The organism is Bradyrhizobium sp. USDA 4506, assembly GCF_054058795.1.
Genome location: NZ_JBSSBM010000002.1, coordinates 5,647,469 through 5,662,402 on the forward strand (window position 1 = coordinate 5,647,469; position 14,934 = coordinate 5,662,402).

The 14,934-nt window shown below is 65.0% G+C and carries 15 protein-coding genes, 1 tRNA gene and 1 pseudogene; 5 read left to right on the forward strand and 12 right to left on the reverse strand.

The window, feature by feature from the left end; translation table 11 throughout:
* Positions 1–175 precede the first annotated feature (175 nt).
* From ACVIHF_RS28800 to mnmA, 4 genes are all read right to left on the reverse strand, one after another.
* Positions 176–252: transfer RNA gene (locus ACVIHF_RS28800), tRNA-Met, on the reverse strand.
* 116 nt (positions 253–368) lie between these two features.
* The gene (locus tag ACVIHF_RS28805; protein ID WP_456792920.1) at positions 369–737 is read right to left on the reverse strand and encodes a hypothetical protein; all 369 of its coding nucleotides are present in this window, start codon (positions 735–737) and stop codon (positions 369–371) included.
* Between the two features lie 53 nt (positions 738–790).
* Positions 791–1,429 (reverse strand): class I SAM-dependent methyltransferase, encoded by a 639-nt coding sequence (locus ACVIHF_RS28810; RefSeq protein WP_028333443.1) that lies wholly within the window; start codon positions 1,427–1,429, stop codon positions 791–793.
* 75 nt (positions 1,430–1,504) lie between these two features.
* Positions 1,505–2,701 carry a tRNA 2-thiouridine(34) synthase MnmA gene (gene mnmA / locus ACVIHF_RS28815; RefSeq protein ID WP_253606932.1) on the reverse strand — a complete coding sequence of 399 codons (1,197 nt, stop codon included), beginning with the start codon at positions 2,699–2,701 and terminating at the stop codon, positions 1,505–1,507.
* 358 nt (positions 2,702–3,059) lie between these two features.
* Here mnmA and ACVIHF_RS28820 point away from each other — a divergent pair, with 358 nt between their 5' ends.
* The 3 genes from ACVIHF_RS28820 (at position 3,060) to ACVIHF_RS28830 (ending at position 5,952) form a co-directional block, all read left to right on the forward strand.
* Positions 3,060–4,652: a flagellar hook-length control protein FliK gene (locus tag ACVIHF_RS28820; protein WP_225648622.1), complete on the forward strand. Its 1,593-nt coding sequence runs from the start codon at positions 3,060–3,062 to the stop codon at positions 4,650–4,652.
* A 10-nt stretch (positions 4,653–4,662) separates the two neighbouring features.
* Entirely contained in the window at positions 4,663–5,376 is a 714-nt protein-coding gene (locus ACVIHF_RS28825; protein WP_016844363.1) for a flagellar hook assembly protein FlgD, read from the forward strand.
* Between the two features lie 357 nt (positions 5,377–5,733).
* Positions 5,734–5,952 (forward strand): hypothetical protein, encoded by a 219-nt coding sequence (locus ACVIHF_RS28830; protein WP_225161433.1) that lies wholly within the window; start codon positions 5,734–5,736, stop codon positions 5,950–5,952.
* A 110-nt stretch (positions 5,953–6,062) separates the two neighbouring features.
* Here the strand turns inward: ACVIHF_RS28830 and ACVIHF_RS28835 are convergent, their stop codons facing one another.
* The 4 genes from ACVIHF_RS28835 to ACVIHF_RS28850 all read right to left on the reverse strand — a co-directional run bounded on the left by ACVIHF_RS28835 (position 6,063) and on the right by ACVIHF_RS28850 (position 7,541).
* Positions 6,063–6,407, reverse strand: a complete 345-nt coding sequence (locus ACVIHF_RS28835) for a DUF1236 domain-containing protein (protein ID WP_092089173.1) — start codon at positions 6,405–6,407, stop codon at positions 6,063–6,065.
* 117 nt (positions 6,408–6,524) lie between these two features.
* Positions 6,525–6,701, reverse strand: a complete 177-nt coding sequence (locus ACVIHF_RS28840) for a DUF2934 domain-containing protein (RefSeq protein ID WP_253606930.1) — start codon at positions 6,699–6,701, stop codon at positions 6,525–6,527.
* A gap of 1 nt (position 6,702) precedes the next feature.
* Complete coding sequence (locus tag ACVIHF_RS28845) at positions 6,703–6,888, reverse strand: DUF3606 domain-containing protein (RefSeq protein WP_028333447.1); 186 nt, start codon at positions 6,886–6,888, stop codon at positions 6,703–6,705.
* Positions 6,889–7,022: 134 nt separating this feature from the next.
* Positions 7,023–7,541 carry a hypothetical protein gene (locus ACVIHF_RS28850; protein WP_253606929.1) on the reverse strand — a complete coding sequence of 173 codons (519 nt, stop codon included), beginning with the start codon at positions 7,539–7,541 and terminating at the stop codon, positions 7,023–7,025.
* Between the two features lie 110 nt (positions 7,542–7,651).
* On the opposite strand from ACVIHF_RS28850, the gene ACVIHF_RS28855 reads away from it, so the two are divergent.
* On the forward strand, positions 7,652–7,852 hold the full coding sequence (locus ACVIHF_RS28855) for a hypothetical protein (protein WP_057017332.1): 201 nt from the start codon (positions 7,652–7,654) through the stop codon (positions 7,850–7,852).
* Between the two features lie 197 nt (positions 7,853–8,049).
* Here the strand turns inward: ACVIHF_RS28855 and ACVIHF_RS28860 are convergent, their stop codons facing one another.
* Positions 8,050–9,027: a helix-turn-helix transcriptional regulator gene (locus ACVIHF_RS28860; RefSeq protein ID WP_253606928.1), complete on the reverse strand. Its 978-nt coding sequence runs from the start codon at positions 9,025–9,027 to the stop codon at positions 8,050–8,052.
* 821 nt (positions 9,028–9,848) lie between these two features.
* Here ACVIHF_RS28860 and ACVIHF_RS28865 point away from each other — a divergent pair.
* Positions 9,849–11,069, forward strand: a complete 1,221-nt coding sequence (locus ACVIHF_RS28865; RefSeq protein WP_253606927.1) for an OpgC domain-containing protein — start codon at positions 9,849–9,851, stop codon at positions 11,067–11,069.
* A 59-nt stretch (positions 11,070–11,128) separates the two neighbouring features.
* Here the strand turns inward: ACVIHF_RS28865 and ACVIHF_RS28870 are convergent, their stop codons facing one another.
* The 3 genes and pseudogenes from ACVIHF_RS28870 to mdcA all read right to left on the reverse strand — a co-directional run bounded on the left by ACVIHF_RS28870 (position 11,129) and on the right by mdcA (position 14,871).
* Positions 11,129–11,908 carry an alpha/beta fold hydrolase gene (locus ACVIHF_RS28870; protein WP_253606926.1) on the reverse strand — a complete coding sequence of 260 codons (780 nt, stop codon included), beginning with the start codon at positions 11,906–11,908 and terminating at the stop codon, positions 11,129–11,131.
* 34 nt (positions 11,909–11,942) lie between these two features.
* Positions 11,943–13,202, reverse strand: a complete 1,260-nt coding sequence (locus tag ACVIHF_RS28875; RefSeq protein WP_253606925.1) for a malonyl-CoA decarboxylase — start codon at positions 13,200–13,202, stop codon at positions 11,943–11,945.
* Between the two features lie 12 nt (positions 13,203–13,214).
* A pseudogene (gene mdcA, locus ACVIHF_RS28880) lies at positions 13,215–14,871 on the reverse strand (malonate decarboxylase subunit alpha).
* Positions 14,872–14,934 lie beyond the last annotated feature (63 nt).

Consider the following 14,934-nt stretch of genomic DNA (forward strand, 5'->3'; position numbering starts at 1 on the left):
GCATGAGGATGCAGCGGCTCCGACCCGACAGCTGAACACCAGGCAGCCTTTCACTCGCTACTCGTGCCTTGGCCGCAGAGCGCGCCGGCCCCCGAGCTGGCGGACCGCGTGGAAAGCACCATCCCTTTGGAGGCTGGATAAGGCGGTGAACCGCGACGGTATGACGAATGCCGCATGGTAGCGGGGGAGGGACTCGAACCCCCGACCCCAGGATTATGATTCCCGTGCTCTAACCAGCTGAGCTACCCCGCCATGGGCTCGCCATCGGCGGCTGGTGAGCCGCGGGTGCGAACGCGCGGCATATAAAGAGTGGCATGCGCGCCTGTCAAGCAAACCCGGACGGGGCAGCAACTTATTGCAGGCAGGGGCTATTTCGGCCTGACCCATGGGTCGCCACCGGGGCTGCCGGGCGGCGGAATCACCGGCGTGTTGCCGCCTTGCGGGGTCGGCGCACGCATTTCGGGATCGACACCGGCCGGCGGGCACAGCACGCCATCGGATTTGGCGAGCTTGTCGCCCAGCGGCTGGGCGGCCTGCCCGGTCGTGGTTCCCTCCGGCACTGCAGCACCCGGATGCGACGGCTGCTGCTGCGGCGCGCAATTCGTGGCGGCGCGCTGCGGCGCCGGCGGCGCGGTCTGTGCCGGCGGCGTGGCTGATGTCGGCGGCGCCTGCGCCGCGGCAACAGCGGGTGCCAGCATCAGCACACAGGATAAAGCGAGTGTTCGATTGATCCTCATGACGAGAAAACCGTGACGGCGCGCCGATGTTCCCTCGCAAAATCGCCGCAACCTCACGATTTGCGGAAGCGGATCAGCGAGAAATGCCCCATCGGCGGCATCGGGCGGCGCTCCGCAAGGCTGACCCCGCCATGCTTCGCCGCCCAATTGGTCAGCCGTTCCCACGGAAACTCCGGACGCCAGCCGAGCCGCCGCGCCAGCGGCGCGAAGGCGAGCTCGAAGACGCGGCGCGGGCCGCTCTCGGCGCCGATGTGATTGACCAGGATCAGCTCGCCGCCGGGCTTCAGCACGCGGATGAAATCGTCGAGCGTCGCCTCGGGATCCGGCACCGCGGTGATGACATATTGCGCGACCACCGCGTCGAAGAACGCATCCGGAAATGCGAGATTCTTGGCGTCCATCACCGCCAGCGCCTCGACATTGCTGAGGCCCTGCGTGCGCACGCGCTTGAGCGCCCGCCGCAGCATCGGCTCGGAAATATCGACGCCGCATAGTTTTGTGGTGCGCTTGTATTCCGACAGCGAGAGCCCGGTGCCGACGCCGACGTCCAGCACGCGGCCGCCGATCCGGTCGGCTTCCGCGATCGTCGACTGACGGCCCTGATCGAACACCTTGCCGAACACCAGATCGTAGATCGGTGCCCAGCGGCCATACGCCTTTTCGACCCCTTCGCGGTCGATGTCCCCAGCCATTCCCCTGCCCCGACGTTACTCTTGTTTGCGCATGATCGTCGCGGAAAACCGGTCCCCACTTTTCCGGATCATGCGCTATCCGCGAACCGCTTCTGCAAGCGGCGCCAACGCGTCCTGCGTCGCGGTCCGCATTGCGCGGCTGGCGCTTGCACTTCTGATGAAGCCGCCGCCGAGCACACGCGCCTGCCCGGAGGCCGCGTCGTAGAACACGCAGGCCTGGCCGGGCGACACGCCCTCCTCGCCGGCGACGAGCTCGACCTCATAGCCGCCATCGACGGCGCGCAACCACGCCGGCTGCGGCGCGCGCGTCGAACGCACGCGGACATAGATCTCGATGCCCTCGCCGATCACGCGATCCAGCGCGCCGTCGCCGATCCAGTTGACGTCGCGCAGCGCGATGCGATCCATCCGCAGTGCCTCGCGCGGTCCGACCACGACACGGCGCGTCGCCGCATCGAGCTTGACCACATAGAGCGGGCTGCCGGAGGCAATGCCGAGCCCCTTGCGCTGGCCGACGGTGAAATGAACGATGCCCTGGTGCTGGCCGATCACATGACCGTCGAGATCGACGATATCGCCCGGCGCGATCGCATTCGGCTTCAGCCGTCCGATGATGTCGGTATAGCGGCCGGTCGGCACGAAGCAGATGTCCTGGCTGTCCTGCTTGTCGGCGACCTCGAGATCGAAGCGCCGCGCCAGCTCGCGGGTCTGCGGCTTGGTCATGTCACCGAGCGGGAAGCGCAGGAAGTCGAGCTGCTCGCGCGTGGTCGCGAACAGGAAATAGCTCTGGTCGCGATCGGCATCCGCGGCACAGACCAGCGAGCGCGATCCGTCGGCAAGCCGCCGCGAGGCGACATAGTGGCCGGTTGCGAGCGCCTGCGCGCCGAGCTCGCGCGCGGTCGCGAGCAGGTCGCGAAACTTGACCGAACGGTTGCACTCGATGCACGGCACCGGCGTCTCGCCGAGCGCGTAGCTGTCGGCGAAATTGTCGATCACCGATTGCTTGAAGCGGCTTTCGTAGTCGAGCACGTAATGCGGGATGCCGATCCGCTCGGCGACATTGCGCGCGTCGTGGATGTCGCGGCCGGCGCAGCAGGCGCCCTTGCGATGGGTCGCGGCGCCATGGTCGTAGAGCTGCAGCGTGATCCCGACCACGTCGTAACCCTGCGACTTCAACAGCGCAGCCGTCACCGACGAGTCGACGCCGCCGGACATGGCAACGACGATCCGTGTGTCTTCAGGGCGGCCTTCGAGATCCAGACTGTTGAGCATCTTTAAGCGGTCATTGGTCACTGTCGCGGCGAGCTTAGACGCTCCGCGACGATATTGGAAAAAACCTTTTGTCCAGAGAGCCTTAGAACACATCCAAGGCCGGTTCGGTCGGTTCGGACGCGTTGGAGGCCACCTTTAATATAGGCCGTATTCCGGTGAGGCAATCCGCGGAAGCCGTGCCGTGCCGCGCCTGGACGGCAAATCTTGCCGCCGGGCAAAAAGGAGACCTGCCGGGAACCCGCTCCAGCCGACCAAGGCAGCCCCTAACCTTCTGAAATAACTCATTATTTATTGCCGTCCCTGGTTGGCCCACTCCTTGCTGACAAAACGCCGGAAGTCTCATTTGCGAGGGTTGGCAGTGGTCAGCGTCACGTCGGAAGCATTGGCAGGCCGGTCTTTTCAGGGCGCGACGCAGCGGTCGGCGCGGCCCGATCCCGCTTCGCAGGCGGGGAACGACGGCTTTGCCGCGCTGGTCGACAGCAACACTGCGTCCGCAAACGACAGCAGCCGCTACGACTCCCAGCCGGCGCCCTCGCGGCGGTCCGACGATCCGCCCTCGACGACCGACGCACGCCCCCGCGACACCAGCACGGGCCCCGACAGGACGTCGCGGGATTCCGGCAGTTCGCGCGACGACAACAAGGTCGACAGCGACGCGCCGTCCAAGACCAAGTCGAAATCGAAATCGGACGACTCGAAATCGAGCTCCGATGCGAACTCGACCAGTGACAAGCCGGACGCGACGCTGGCCGCTGCGCAGCAGGATCCCGGTGCGGCAACTGTGAATGCCGTGATTGCTCCTGTTGCCGCGACACCGGCGACCGCCCCGACACCGGCGGCCACCGCGCCGTCCGACCAGCCGGCCGCACCGCTCGCGATCGCGGCGGCGGCCATCGCGGCAAGCTCGGCCATCGCCGGCACTGGTGCCGCTGCCGGCACCGGCGCGCCTGCCGGCGCCGACACCGCAGCGGCGGCGGCCACCACAGCGAACGCCGACAAGGTCGCCAAGGCGGCCGGCGTCAAGACCGACGCGCAGATCATCACCACCAGCGATGCGGCAACGGCATCGGGCGCAGCGACAGCAACCGGCGATGCGACATTCGCCGCCGCGGTTGCCGCCGGAACGCCCGCCACCAAGACGACGGCGCAGGCCAAGACACAGCTCACCACGAAGGACGCGACGGCGACGATGCCGGCCGACCAGGACGGCGCCACAGCGGGCAGCGCCAACACCGCGCAGGCTGCTCCGACCAACATCGTTCCCGCCGCCGCGCAGCCGGCCGCCGTTGCCGGCAAGGCAAAGGCCGCCACCGACGGTGCCGCCGATGCCATCAAGGCCGACGCGGGCGGCGACGGCAATGCCGCGCCGACACCGGCGGTCGGCGGCCACGCCGCCGCGCAGACCCAGCTCACGACCCCCGATCCCAGCGCGCAGGCAGCGAACGCACTGCAGCCGCAACCCGCGACCACCCAGACGACGCCGTCTGCGACCGCACAATTGACCGTGACCAACGCTGCGCAAAGCGCCGCCGTGCCGCTCAGCGGGCTTGCGATGCAGATCGCCGCCTCCGCCAAGAGCGGCAAGAGTCGCTTCGAGATCCGGCTCGACCCCGCCGAGCTCGGCCGCATCGATGTCCGCATCGATGTCGATCGCAACGGCCAGGTCACCTCGCATCTCACCGTCGAACGTCCGGAAACGCTGTCGATGCTGCGCCAGGATGCCAACCAGCTGCAGCGCGCGCTCGACAATGCCGGCCTCTCGACCGGCAATGGCGGATTGCAGTTCAGCCTGCGCGACCAGTCGCAGTCAGGCCAAAACAACAATGGCCAGTCCAATCCGAACGCCCATCGTTTGATCGTCACCGAGGAGGACAGCGTTCCCGCCGCAGCGGCGGGCCGCTCCTACGGCCGTGCAACCGGCGCCCTCGGCGGCGTCGATATCAGAGTGTAAGGAGTTCACCATGGCAGTCGATGCAACTATGCCGACGCCCGTCGTCTCAGCACCGGGCACCAGCAACGGAACGAACTCTGGAAGCAGCAGCGGCAGCGGCCTGACGACCTCCTCGCAGGGCATCGCCGACAATTTCCAGACCTTCCTGACGCTGCTGACCACGCAGTTGCAGAACCAGAACCCGCTCGACCCGCTCGACACCAACCAGTTCACCCAGCAGCTGGTGCAGTTCGCGGGCGTCGAGCAGCAGCTGAAATCCAACGATCAGCTGAAGTCGCTGATCGAGATCGAGAAGAGCGCGCAGTCGACCCAGGCGCTGGTCTATGTCGGCAACACGGTCGCGGTCGACGGCAGCAAGACGCAGTTCGACAAATCCGCGACCTGGAATCTGGTGTCCCCGCAAGCCACCAGCGCCACCATCACGATCACCAGCGCGACCGGCCAGACCGCCTATTCCGGCAATTTCAGCCTGAAGCAGGGCAATGCCAGCTTCGTCTGGGATGGCAAGGGCAATGACGGCACGCAATGGCCGGCCGGCACCTACACGCTGACCGCCACCGGCAAGGATTCCAAGGGCAACCCGATCGCCATCTCGACCGAGGTGCAGGGCGTCGTCGACTCCGTCGACCTGACCGCCTCCCCGCCGCTGCTCTCGATCGGCGGGCAGACCTACACCACCGACAAGATCAAGCGCGTGGTGCGCGGGGCGACTGGCTCGAGCTGAGCACATTGCCACGATCCGTAGCTGCGCGTTGAGCGGGCGACCGCGCACACCACACTGTATCGTCGTCCTGGCGAAAGCCAGGACCCATAACCACCGCATTTGGTAATGAACGGGATCGTGGCCCCAGCGTCGCGCAACAATTGAGAGTTGGGGTAATGGGTCCTGGCTTTCGCCAGGACGACACTGAGTGTGTGGCGCGGGTTTTGTGGTCACACGATCGCATTCTCGCGACATGATTTGCCCGAGCTTTTGCTTCTCGTCTCGCCTCTGCTGGAGGGCGCAGGGAAAGCCGGGTGCCGATCGCGACGGTTCCATGCTATAGCCACGTCACTTGGCTGCTTGCTGTGGGGCTCGACAATGCCGATCAATCGCTTGCTGAAGACGGACGAATACACGCCGGAGCAAATCGAGCTCTTCAACAGGGCGTTCAGCCTGGCGCTGCATTCGATGGGTCTGGTCGATCGCAACGATCCGCTTTGCGAGATCGTGGCCCGCAAGGTCATCGAGATCGGCAAGACCGGGGCCCTCGACGCGAAGGGCATCGCGGAAGCGGCTGTCGCCAGCATCGGTCTCTGACGGCCGACGCGGTCGATGACCCCTGACCGAACGGCGCTTGTCCCGCGGATCAGGCGTTCCGGCTGATGGCGGGCCGCCGCCGTTGCTGGCGGCCCGCCATCAGAGCGGCCTCACTCGACTTCCTGGACGACCGTACGGGTGTCGGGATCGACCAGCATCACGCGCTGGCCGGTATAGACATAGCGATATCTGGTGAGCGACGGGCCCCAATCGGCAGGCACCGCTTCAAGCTCGACCTCGCGCGGCACAGGCGAGCCGACGACGATCCTCTCCCGCGTCTCGACGGGACGGATCTTGTGTTCGGTCACATAGCTGTGGATTCGCGTACGGTATTGCGGCTCGATCTGCACGGTGGCGGCATGTCCGGCACCGGTCGTGCCGACAATCGTGCTCTGGGCAAAAGCGCCCGTCGACGCCAATACGGCGGCAACAGAAATCAAAACCAGTCTTTTCATAACGTCCTCCTCACCGCTCCATGCGGCGTTTCGAGAACCGCGACAGAATGGCAATGTTCCTAATGGAGGATCCCCATCAATCGCGCCGCCGGCACGCCTCTCGCGGCAAGACCGGCTTCATCCGGGAATGATCGTCTTGTTCGGCTGGTCCAGTGCTGGCGCGTCCGGACTTTCGTTCTCCGCATTCAGTTCGACCTCGGCCGCGTGCCGGAATTGCTCGTCCCTGCCGTCGGGCTTTCCGGCCTTCTCCCAGAGCTGCCGCGCGTAGTCCCGGATCTGCTGTACGGTGGCCATGTCATTCCTCGGGAATTCCGAGCTCCTTGCGAACCGTCACGGCTGAGTCACCGACCTTCTCGACGGCTTTACGCAGCTGTTCGCGCGACACACCGAGGGCATGTGTCCAGCATCTCACCTGAAGCAGATCGTGCATGTTGATCTTCGATCGATCGAACTGCTCTTTCCTGGTCAGGCGCTTCGTCACTGAATTTCTCGCGTCAACCGCTCGGCCTGAGCCTCGGCCGTTGCTGGCGATCCAATCTTCCGGACAGTCATTTGTTCCTTTCTTGGATGGCTGGGTCCTCACCCCTCGGAGGAACATTCTCCACGAGCGATACTTCAGTCGTGAGAGGCCGCGGGCGGCAGCACGAACAAGGGTAAGCCATGACAGGCATTGCAGACAGGATCGGCGGACGGGTCAAGCAGCTCATCGCCGAGATCATCAACGATGGCAGGCTTGCCAAGGAAGGCGCGCAGCAGATCAAGAAGGCCGAGAACGCGCCGCCCGCGAAGCCGTTCGGCAATTTGGACAAGCTGACCTAGATGCCCAGATACTTCTTCCATCTCGCGGGCGACATCCCCGCACACGACGTCGTCGGTCACGACTGTGCCGACGACAAGGACGCCCAGGATCACGGCAGCTTCATCGCTCACCGGATCGGGACCGAAAAGCCGGAGATGGTTCGCGACGGCAATTTCATTTCGGTTCGCGATGCGGGCGATAGCGAACTCTTCCGCATCCCCCTGGCTTCGACGAGCGTCTGACGGGGAACGATCGTTCTCAGCTCGGCTCGGCTCGCTTCCCGCAGACCGACGCTGCCGGCCGATGTCCAGCATTCCCTGGCCGGCCCGCCGCATGGTGCTCTCAAGGAGGCGACCAGGACAGGCCACGCCCCGCCGTTCAATAGGAACAAACGACGACGAGCGCGGTTCGGACCTACATCAGGGTTGAAACACCAATTGCACACATGAAACGTCGCAATCGCTTCAAGCAAACCACGACGCTCGCATACCGCCTCATTCAGCTGGAGGAAGCGGCCCGCGCGAGGGCTTCGCATCTGCCTCCCGGCACCGAGCGGGAACGACTTCTCAAGAAGGCCCGCGAGGCCGAGCGCGCCGTCCAGATCGACCAATGGCTCGCCACTCCGGGAGCAGAGCCGCCACCATAGCGCTTCGATTCACATAAGTTGTGTCGATTCACATAAGCTAATGCGCGCACAGCCGCGAGAGGCGTTCGAGGCTCGGGCCCGCCCCAACGTCGGGTTTTGCCCCAACCAGACTTGCAGCCGGCCTCAACCCACCTCGCCCTTCGCTCCGGAGCGCCCCCATGCAGCATCTCGCGCACATGCCGATCAGGGGCGGCGGCTCAGTGAGAGCCCTTTCGTGCGAGCCGCACACCGCGTGGCGAATCGCCGAAGCGGGCTCGGAACAGACGGTTGAAATGCGAAACATCCGAGAAACCGACCTCGAGCGCGATATCGGAAATTCGCCGACGGCCGGCATCTGGCTCGGTGAGCAATTTGAGCGCCCGCTGGAGCCGCAATTCATTCAAGCGCTCGGTGAATGACGGTCCTGATGACGCCATCAGGCGCTGCAGATAGCGCGACGAGATGCCCTGGCCACGCGCAACCGTTTGAACGTTGAGCCCGGGCTCCTCAAAGTGTGCGGCGATGTAGTCGAGCACGGCACGGTGCCGCGCAGCGACGACGGCGCTCGCGCTGCTCTCGCCCAGCGCAGCACACTCGCCGATCGCGAGCGCGATGAGATCGTGGATATGGGTCACGACCGTATCGCGAAGCTTCGGCGCGCTCAGCGCTTTCGTCTTAAGCACCGATTTCAGGTATGAGATAAAGAGTCGGAATGCTTCTGTCCGGTGCCAAATTGGCCGCATGACCAGGCCTTCGACGTCGCTCACGCGCTGCGCAAGTGCCTCGCGCGGCACGGCCAGGCCGAATTGCAACCCGTCGATATAGGTGACGCTGGCAGGCTCGGAATGCAGAATTGCGATTGCATCGCCGGCGCGAAAATCGGCGTCTCGGCCGCGCTGCGATAGCTGACCTCTGCCCGGAGAGCAGAAGATGACCCCGATGGAGTCATCGCCATCGGCAAGGTTCGCCTGCAAACGCTTGAACCGCATCGACGTGCCCTTCAGCGCCAGCATGCGTAGACCCTGAACCGCTCGCAGCGACGCATCGGCCTGGAATGAAACGTTCGAGAGAGGCTCGATATCGGCGTGCACGATGCATCGGCCAAAGTGCTCGCGCCAGAGCGGGATACGAATGCGTTCCGGAAGCTCGCACGTCGAAAATCGATACGATGCGAAATTGGCTGCGTCCATCGGCATGGGGACCTCCAGCCTTCACAAAACACCAGAATGAAATGCTGCGGCACTCCACAGTCAGTATCTGCATTTTGCGATTCACGCACCGGCCTTCGCTCGATCCGTGCGCATGAGTCCAAGAAGCCACGCTACCGGTCTGCTAGTCTTGCTCGCCTGTGATTGATGCTGATGTGAACTGGTTCACTTGGTGATTAGAATATTACGTATATAATGACATCATGAAAATCGCGGCAAATTTCCCTTTTAAGAAGAAGCAGTCGCGATCGCTCTATTTATAATTGCTGCCATCGGATCCGTTTCAAACATTCCGGGCAGCGTGCAAGCGCAAATCAGTGTCGTGCCCCTGTACGCGGTTTCCTGGCTAAGACGCCACGCGCAGGTCATTCAGTAGAACGACTGATATCGATTTTGGTTGCGTCGGACTGCCTGCGGCACTGTCGGTTATCGCCGCCGGTTGAAATGGTCGAAATCTGTCACGTGGGAAAGTCAACCTAGTGATCAAGAAGGCGTTCGATCATGTCCATCATATTCGACATGCTTTATCGTGAATACTGTCGCGCCCGCCTCGCCGAAATGCGAAAGCAGCATTTGTTGCCGGCCATCGGCGACGTCGCGCAGGCGGCGCCGTCAGAGGATAGCGATCCACCCGGTCCCCGTGATTGCGGCTGGCCGGCGGAAGCGCCGCCAACCCTCGGGTAGTAGCTGGAGCGCACAATCATACAGGTTGGCCGGAGGCTAGTCCGGCACGCGCACGCCTCGGAGCACCCGGGCGTCTCATGGACCTGGGTCCGATGAGGCTGCGCGCCCGCCAGACAGATCGATAGATGCACGATCGAACCCGCAGCTCGAAGCGATTGCTCGGCGAGACTCCGCCGGAGTTCAGATCGACCGGCCGCGACCCGCGCATCGATGTCTGTCGCGGGATCGCGTTGTGGTGGATCTTTCTCGATCACATTCCAGACAACGTCGGAAGCTGGCTGACCCTGCGCAACTACGGCTTCTGCGATGCCGCCGAAATCTTCATGTTCATCTCGGGCGTCACCTGCGCACTGGCCTACGGCAGGGCGCGTCAGCGCGACGGTTGGCGCGGCATGATCGGCCGTTCGCTGCGGCGAGGATGGGATATCTATGCCGCCTTTCTGCTGCTGACGCTCGCCTGCGCGATCGTCGTCTACCTCGCGGGCAGCGACCGTCTCGCCGACGACAGCAATACGCGGGTTCTGTTCGAACGTCCGGGCGCAGCGCTTGCGCACGCCGCGGTGCTGCAATTCCACCCTGTCAATACCGACGTGCTGCCGGTCTTTGTGATCTGTCACGTGTTGTTCGCACCGCTGCTGTGGCTGCTGCTGCGAGCGCCGAACCTGGCGCTTGGTCTTTCGCTGTCGCTTTATGCGCTGGTGCATGTCTTCGGCTGGAGCATTCCCGCCTGGCCCGACGGCGTCTGGTTCTTCAACCCACTGGCCTGGCAGCTTCCGGTCGTGCTGGGCGCATGGTACGTCATCGAGGGAAGGACGATCCAGGGATGGGTGACGTCGCGCCCTGCGCTGGTTCTGTCCGCGCTCTATCTCGCGTTCGGCCTCGTCGTTGCGCTGGGCCACGGCATCAAGCCGCCGCTGCTGCCGCAGGCGCTGACGGATCTGCTGTTTCCGATGGACAAGTCGAATTTGAGCCCGTTGCGGCTGCTGCATTTTCTGGCACTTGCCATCGTGGTGTCATGGCTCGTTCCAGCGGGCTGGCAGGGACTGTCGACGCCGATGCTGCGCAGCGCGAGGCGTTGTGGCGAGAACTCGCTGCCGATCTATTGTCTCGGCGTCCTGCTGGCGCTCGCCAGCCAATGCGACCTGTTTGACATCTCGAACCGGCTCTCGATGCAGATCGGACTCAGTCTTGCCGGTGTCCTTGTGATGGCCGCGGTCGCGACGCTGCTGAACACGCTCGGCACCAAGCGCGCCCGGCCGCCGGATGTCGATGCCGCCGGACATGACCTTGTGCCGCGCGCCGGCGATCGCGGCATCTTCGACGGTCATGGCGCGCATATCCTCTAGAGCGCGTCATCGTGCGCGGGAGAAGCGGATGCTCTCCCACGCACGGTCAACGCCGACGCTCAGCTCGACTGCCGCGCGGCGTCGAGGATCAGCCGCGCGATCGCGTCCGGCTGCGAGATCAGCGCGAGATGGCTGGCCTTCACCTCGATCGTGGTGGCGCCCATCCGCTTGGCCATGAAGCGCTCGAGATCCGGATTGATGGTGCGATCTTCGGTCGAGACGGCGTAGTAGCTCGGCCTGCTGCGCCAGGCCGCATGGCTGGTCTTGCCGGTCAGCAGTTGCTTGTGGAACGGCTGCTGCACGGCATAGAGCACCTTCGCCTTCGCCTCCGGCAGGTCGCCGGCGAAATCGCGCAGGAACGCTTGTTCGCTGAGCCGGCCCTCGTCGCCGTCGAACACGATGCCCGCGCTCGCGGGCGGCGTCGGATAGGTCTTTGCCAGCGCGGTGTAATCCTCGTCCGCATCGGGTGCGCGCGCCGCGACATAGACCAGCGCCGAGACATTCGGATGCACGCCGGCCTCGGTGACGATCATGCCGGAGAAGGAATGGCCGACCAGCACGGTCGGACCATCCTGGCGATCGAGCACCCGCTGCGCGGAGGCAACCGCTTCAGGCAGCGTGGTCAACGGATTTTGCACCGACGTCACGTTGAGCCCGGCGGCCTGCAGGCGCGGAATGACCTCGGACCAGCAGGAGCCGTCGGCGAACAGGCCGTGCACCAGCACGACGTTGCGCGCCTTGACCGGCGGCGTGGTGGCGGCCATGCCGCGCGTGGACACCAGTGAAGCCGCGGCTCCAGCGAGCAAGGCGGTCGAGAAGGCGCGTCTGTTCATCATCATGTTACTGCTCCGTTGTTGTATGCTGAGTTGAAAATCAGAGAAGCGCGTCCACCTGCGGTGAACGGACAATCTCTCCTACGCGCGCAAAGGCCTCATGGTTACGCTCGATGCTGTCGTGATCGTAAAGATAGTTGACCATGATGCCGAAGGATTCCGCCATCGCGCGATCGGCCGTGTTGCCGAGCCAATTGATCCGCTCCAATCGGGCACCGTTGCCGAGATGGAAGCGCGCCACCGGATCGATGCGATTTCCTGACGCCGGCGAGCGCGTGAGATATTGCGCGCATAGCCTCATCAGGACCGGACGCCAGGTCTCGCTGGTCGCCGCGTCGTGCCACCAGCCTTCGCGGTCCAGCTCGCGCAGCATCGCGACCTCGTTGCCGCCGGATTGCGGCTGCTGGCTGAGCCAGCGCCGAAAGCCCGGGATCGGTGACAGCGTGGAGAAGCGTTTCAGCTGCGGGAATTCCGTTTGCAGCTCCTCGACCACCTGCTTGATCAGGAAGTTGCCGAACGACACGCCGCGCAGTCCGTCCTGGCAGTTGGAGATCGAATAGAAGATCGCGGTGTCGGCATGCGCGGCCCTGAGGCCGGCGCTGTCTTGATCCGCATCCTGCACCAGCAGCGGTCGCACGGCGGTGGCCAATCCCTGCACCAGCGCGACCTCGACGAAGATCAGCGGCTCGCCGGGCAGCGCGGGGTGGAAGAAGGCAAAGCAGCGGCGGTCGGGCGCAAGGCGGCGGCGCAGATCGTCCCAGCCCTTGATCTCGTGCACCGCCTCATAGGCGATCAGCTTCTCGAGCACGGCGGCCGGCGACTGCCAGTCGATGCGGCGAAGCTCGAGGAAGCCGCGATTGAACCATGAGACGAACAGATGCTTGAGATCGGCATCGAGCAGCTTCAGCTCCGGTTCGGGGCCGAGACGGCCGGCGATCTCGCTGCGCATCGCGATCAGGCTCGCCGTGCCGCCGGGCGCCATATTCATCCGCCGCAGCACCTCCTGGCGCGGCGGATCGGCGGCGTCGGCCAAGGCGGCCGCGGCCGCCGCGGTGCCGTCGGCAAGATAGCGCTTCGCCGCATCCTGCAGCGCCGTCGCGTCGGGCTGGAACGCGCTCGCCAGATAGCGTTGAAAGCCGTGCCGGCCGGTGGCATCGAGCGCGCGCATGGTCTGCTGCAATTGGCGCGCGATCAGGGCGCCCGACGCTTCGCCGCGCTCGGACAACAATGCCGCGGCGAGCTGCCTCGCTTTGTCGAGTGAGGCCGGTGGACTGCCTGGGATGTGCTCGGCGTGGGTCATGGGAGCCTCCTTCTAGCGGCGGAATTTGGCGGGCGGCGTGTAGAGGTTGCCCGATGCGGCGACGAGATCGTCGATGGATTTCGCGGCGAGCCAGTCGCGCGTCGCCGTCTCGACGTCGAGGCCGAGATCGGACGGCAGCATCACGATGCCGCGGCGGCGCAGACCGTCGGTCGTCCCGGCGTCCTGCCGCCGGCCGAACTCGGTGTCGCCGGCGACCGCGCGCAGGGCGGCCTCGCGCTCCTGCGGCGAGCGGCAACGCAACAGGTTGCAGACGCCGCGTTCGGTGATCACGTGGGTGACATCGTCGCCATGGATCATGACGGGCGGCAGCGCGAAGCCGGCCGAGGCCGCGAGGTCGAACGCGTCGAGGCGCTCGACGAAGCTCGGCGCGCCGTTCGGCTGCCAGGTCTGGACCATCTGCACCACGAGCTTGCGGCCGCGCAGGCGCTCGCCTGCTTCCTCGCCGGCACGCAGCCAGGCAACGCTGTCGTGGCGTCGGCCGCGCGGATCGGCACCCCATGTTCGGCGCGCCGCCGAAGCCGGTGATGCGGTCCTTGGTGGCGGTCGAGCTGTTGCCCTCGGGATCGATCTGCAAGGTGCCGCCGACGAACAGATCGCAGGCATATTGTCCGGCGACCTGCGCCAGCGCGCGGTTGGAGCGCAGATTGCCGTCGGCGCCGACCGGAAACACGTCGGGACGGCTGGCGACATAGCGCTCCATGCCGAGCTCCGAGCCGAAGCAATAGACGTTGTCGACGAAGCCGGCTTCGATCGCGGGGATCAGCGTCGGATGCGGGTTGAGCACGAAATTCCGCGCGACCTTGCCCTTCAGCCCGCGCCTGGCGGCAAAGGTCGGCAGGATCAGCTCGATCGCTGCGGTGGCATAGCCGATGCCGTGATTGAGCCGTGTCACCTGATAAGGTTCGTACACCGCCGCAATCGCCATCATCGCCATCAGGACGTTCTCGTCCCTGATCTTGGCGGGATCGCGCGTGAACAGCGGATCGATCGCATACGGCTTCGGACCGGGCACCACGACATCGACCCAGTCGCCGGGGATATCGACGCGCGGCAGGCGATCGACGATTTCGTTGACCTGCGCCACGACGACGCCGCCGCGGAACGCCGCGGCCTCGGCGATGGTCGGCGTGTCCTCGGTGTTCGGACCGGTGTACAGATTGCCGTCGCGATCGGCCTTGTCGGCCACGATGAGCGCAACCTGCGGCGTCAGATCCACCAGCATCCGCGCGTAAAGCTCGAGATAGGTATGGATCGCGCCGATCCGCAGCGCCTTGGCGGCGACGAGCTCGGCAAGGCGGCGGCTCTGCGGGCCGGCAAAGGCGAAGTCCAGGCGGTTGGCGATGCCGCGCTCGAACACCGCGAGATGATCGGGAAGCGCCAGCACCGACTGCACCATGTGCAGATCATGCACCCGCGCCGGGTCCACCCCGGCGAGGCACGCGGCCAGGAAGTCGGCCTGTTTCTGGTTGTCGCCCTCGAGTGCCACCCGGTCGCCGGATGCGATAACCGCCTCCAGCAGCTCGATCGCGCGGTCGGGCGGGCAGACCTTTCCGTTTGTGCCGCAGACAGTTCGCGCGCGCACGAGGCGCGCCGTGCGATCGGTTCGTGGTGTCGTCTCCGACATGATGGCCTCTCCTTGCTTGATCATCTGAAGCGAAGGTAGGCGGGCGGAATTGATAATAGAAACGATATTCTATAATATGATTGATTA

Excerpts from the sequence above, each read along its gene's own strand:
- ACVIHF_RS28825 (WP_016844363.1), top strand. The coding sequence starts at position 4,663 with ATGGCAGTCGATGCAACTATGCCGACGCCCGTCGTCTCAGCACCGGGC.
- ACVIHF_RS28850 (WP_253606929.1), bottom strand. The coding sequence starts at position 7,541 with ATGCGGCGGGCCGGCCAGGGAATGCTGGACATCGGCCGGCAGCGTCGG.
- ACVIHF_RS28865 (WP_253606927.1), top strand. The coding sequence starts at position 9,849 with ATGCACGATCGAACCCGCAGCTCGAAGCGATTGCTCGGCGAGACTCCG.
- ACVIHF_RS28870 (WP_253606926.1), bottom strand. The coding sequence starts at position 11,908 with ATGATGATGAACAGACGCGCCTTCTCGACCGCCTTGCTCGCTGGAGCC.
- ACVIHF_RS28840 (WP_253606930.1), bottom strand. The coding sequence starts at position 6,701 with ATGGCCACCGTACAGCAGATCCGGGACTACGCGCGGCAGCTCTGGGAG.
- ACVIHF_RS28830 (WP_225161433.1), top strand. The coding sequence starts at position 5,734 with ATGCCGATCAATCGCTTGCTGAAGACGGACGAATACACGCCGGAGCAA.
- ACVIHF_RS28835 (WP_092089173.1), bottom strand. The coding sequence starts at position 6,407 with ATGAAAAGACTGGTTTTGATTTCTGTTGCCGCCGTATTGGCGTCGACG.
- mnmA (WP_253606932.1), bottom strand. The coding sequence starts at position 2,701 with ATGCTCAACAGTCTGGATCTCGAAGGCCGCCCTGAAGACACACGGATC.
- ACVIHF_RS28810 (WP_028333443.1), bottom strand. The coding sequence starts at position 1,429 with ATGGCTGGGGACATCGACCGCGAAGGGGTCGAAAAGGCGTATGGCCGC.
- ACVIHF_RS28855 (WP_057017332.1), top strand. The coding sequence starts at position 7,652 with ATGAAACGTCGCAATCGCTTCAAGCAAACCACGACGCTCGCATACCGC.
- ACVIHF_RS28875 (WP_253606925.1), bottom strand. The coding sequence starts at position 13,202 with ATGACCCACGCCGAGCACATCCCAGGCAGTCCACCGGCCTCACTCGAC.
- ACVIHF_RS28805 (WP_456792920.1), bottom strand. The coding sequence starts at position 737 with ATGAGGATCAATCGAACACTCGCTTTATCCTGTGTGCTGATGCTGGCA.
- ACVIHF_RS28860 (WP_253606928.1), bottom strand. The coding sequence starts at position 9,027 with ATGCCGATGGACGCAGCCAATTTCGCATCGTATCGATTTTCGACGTGC.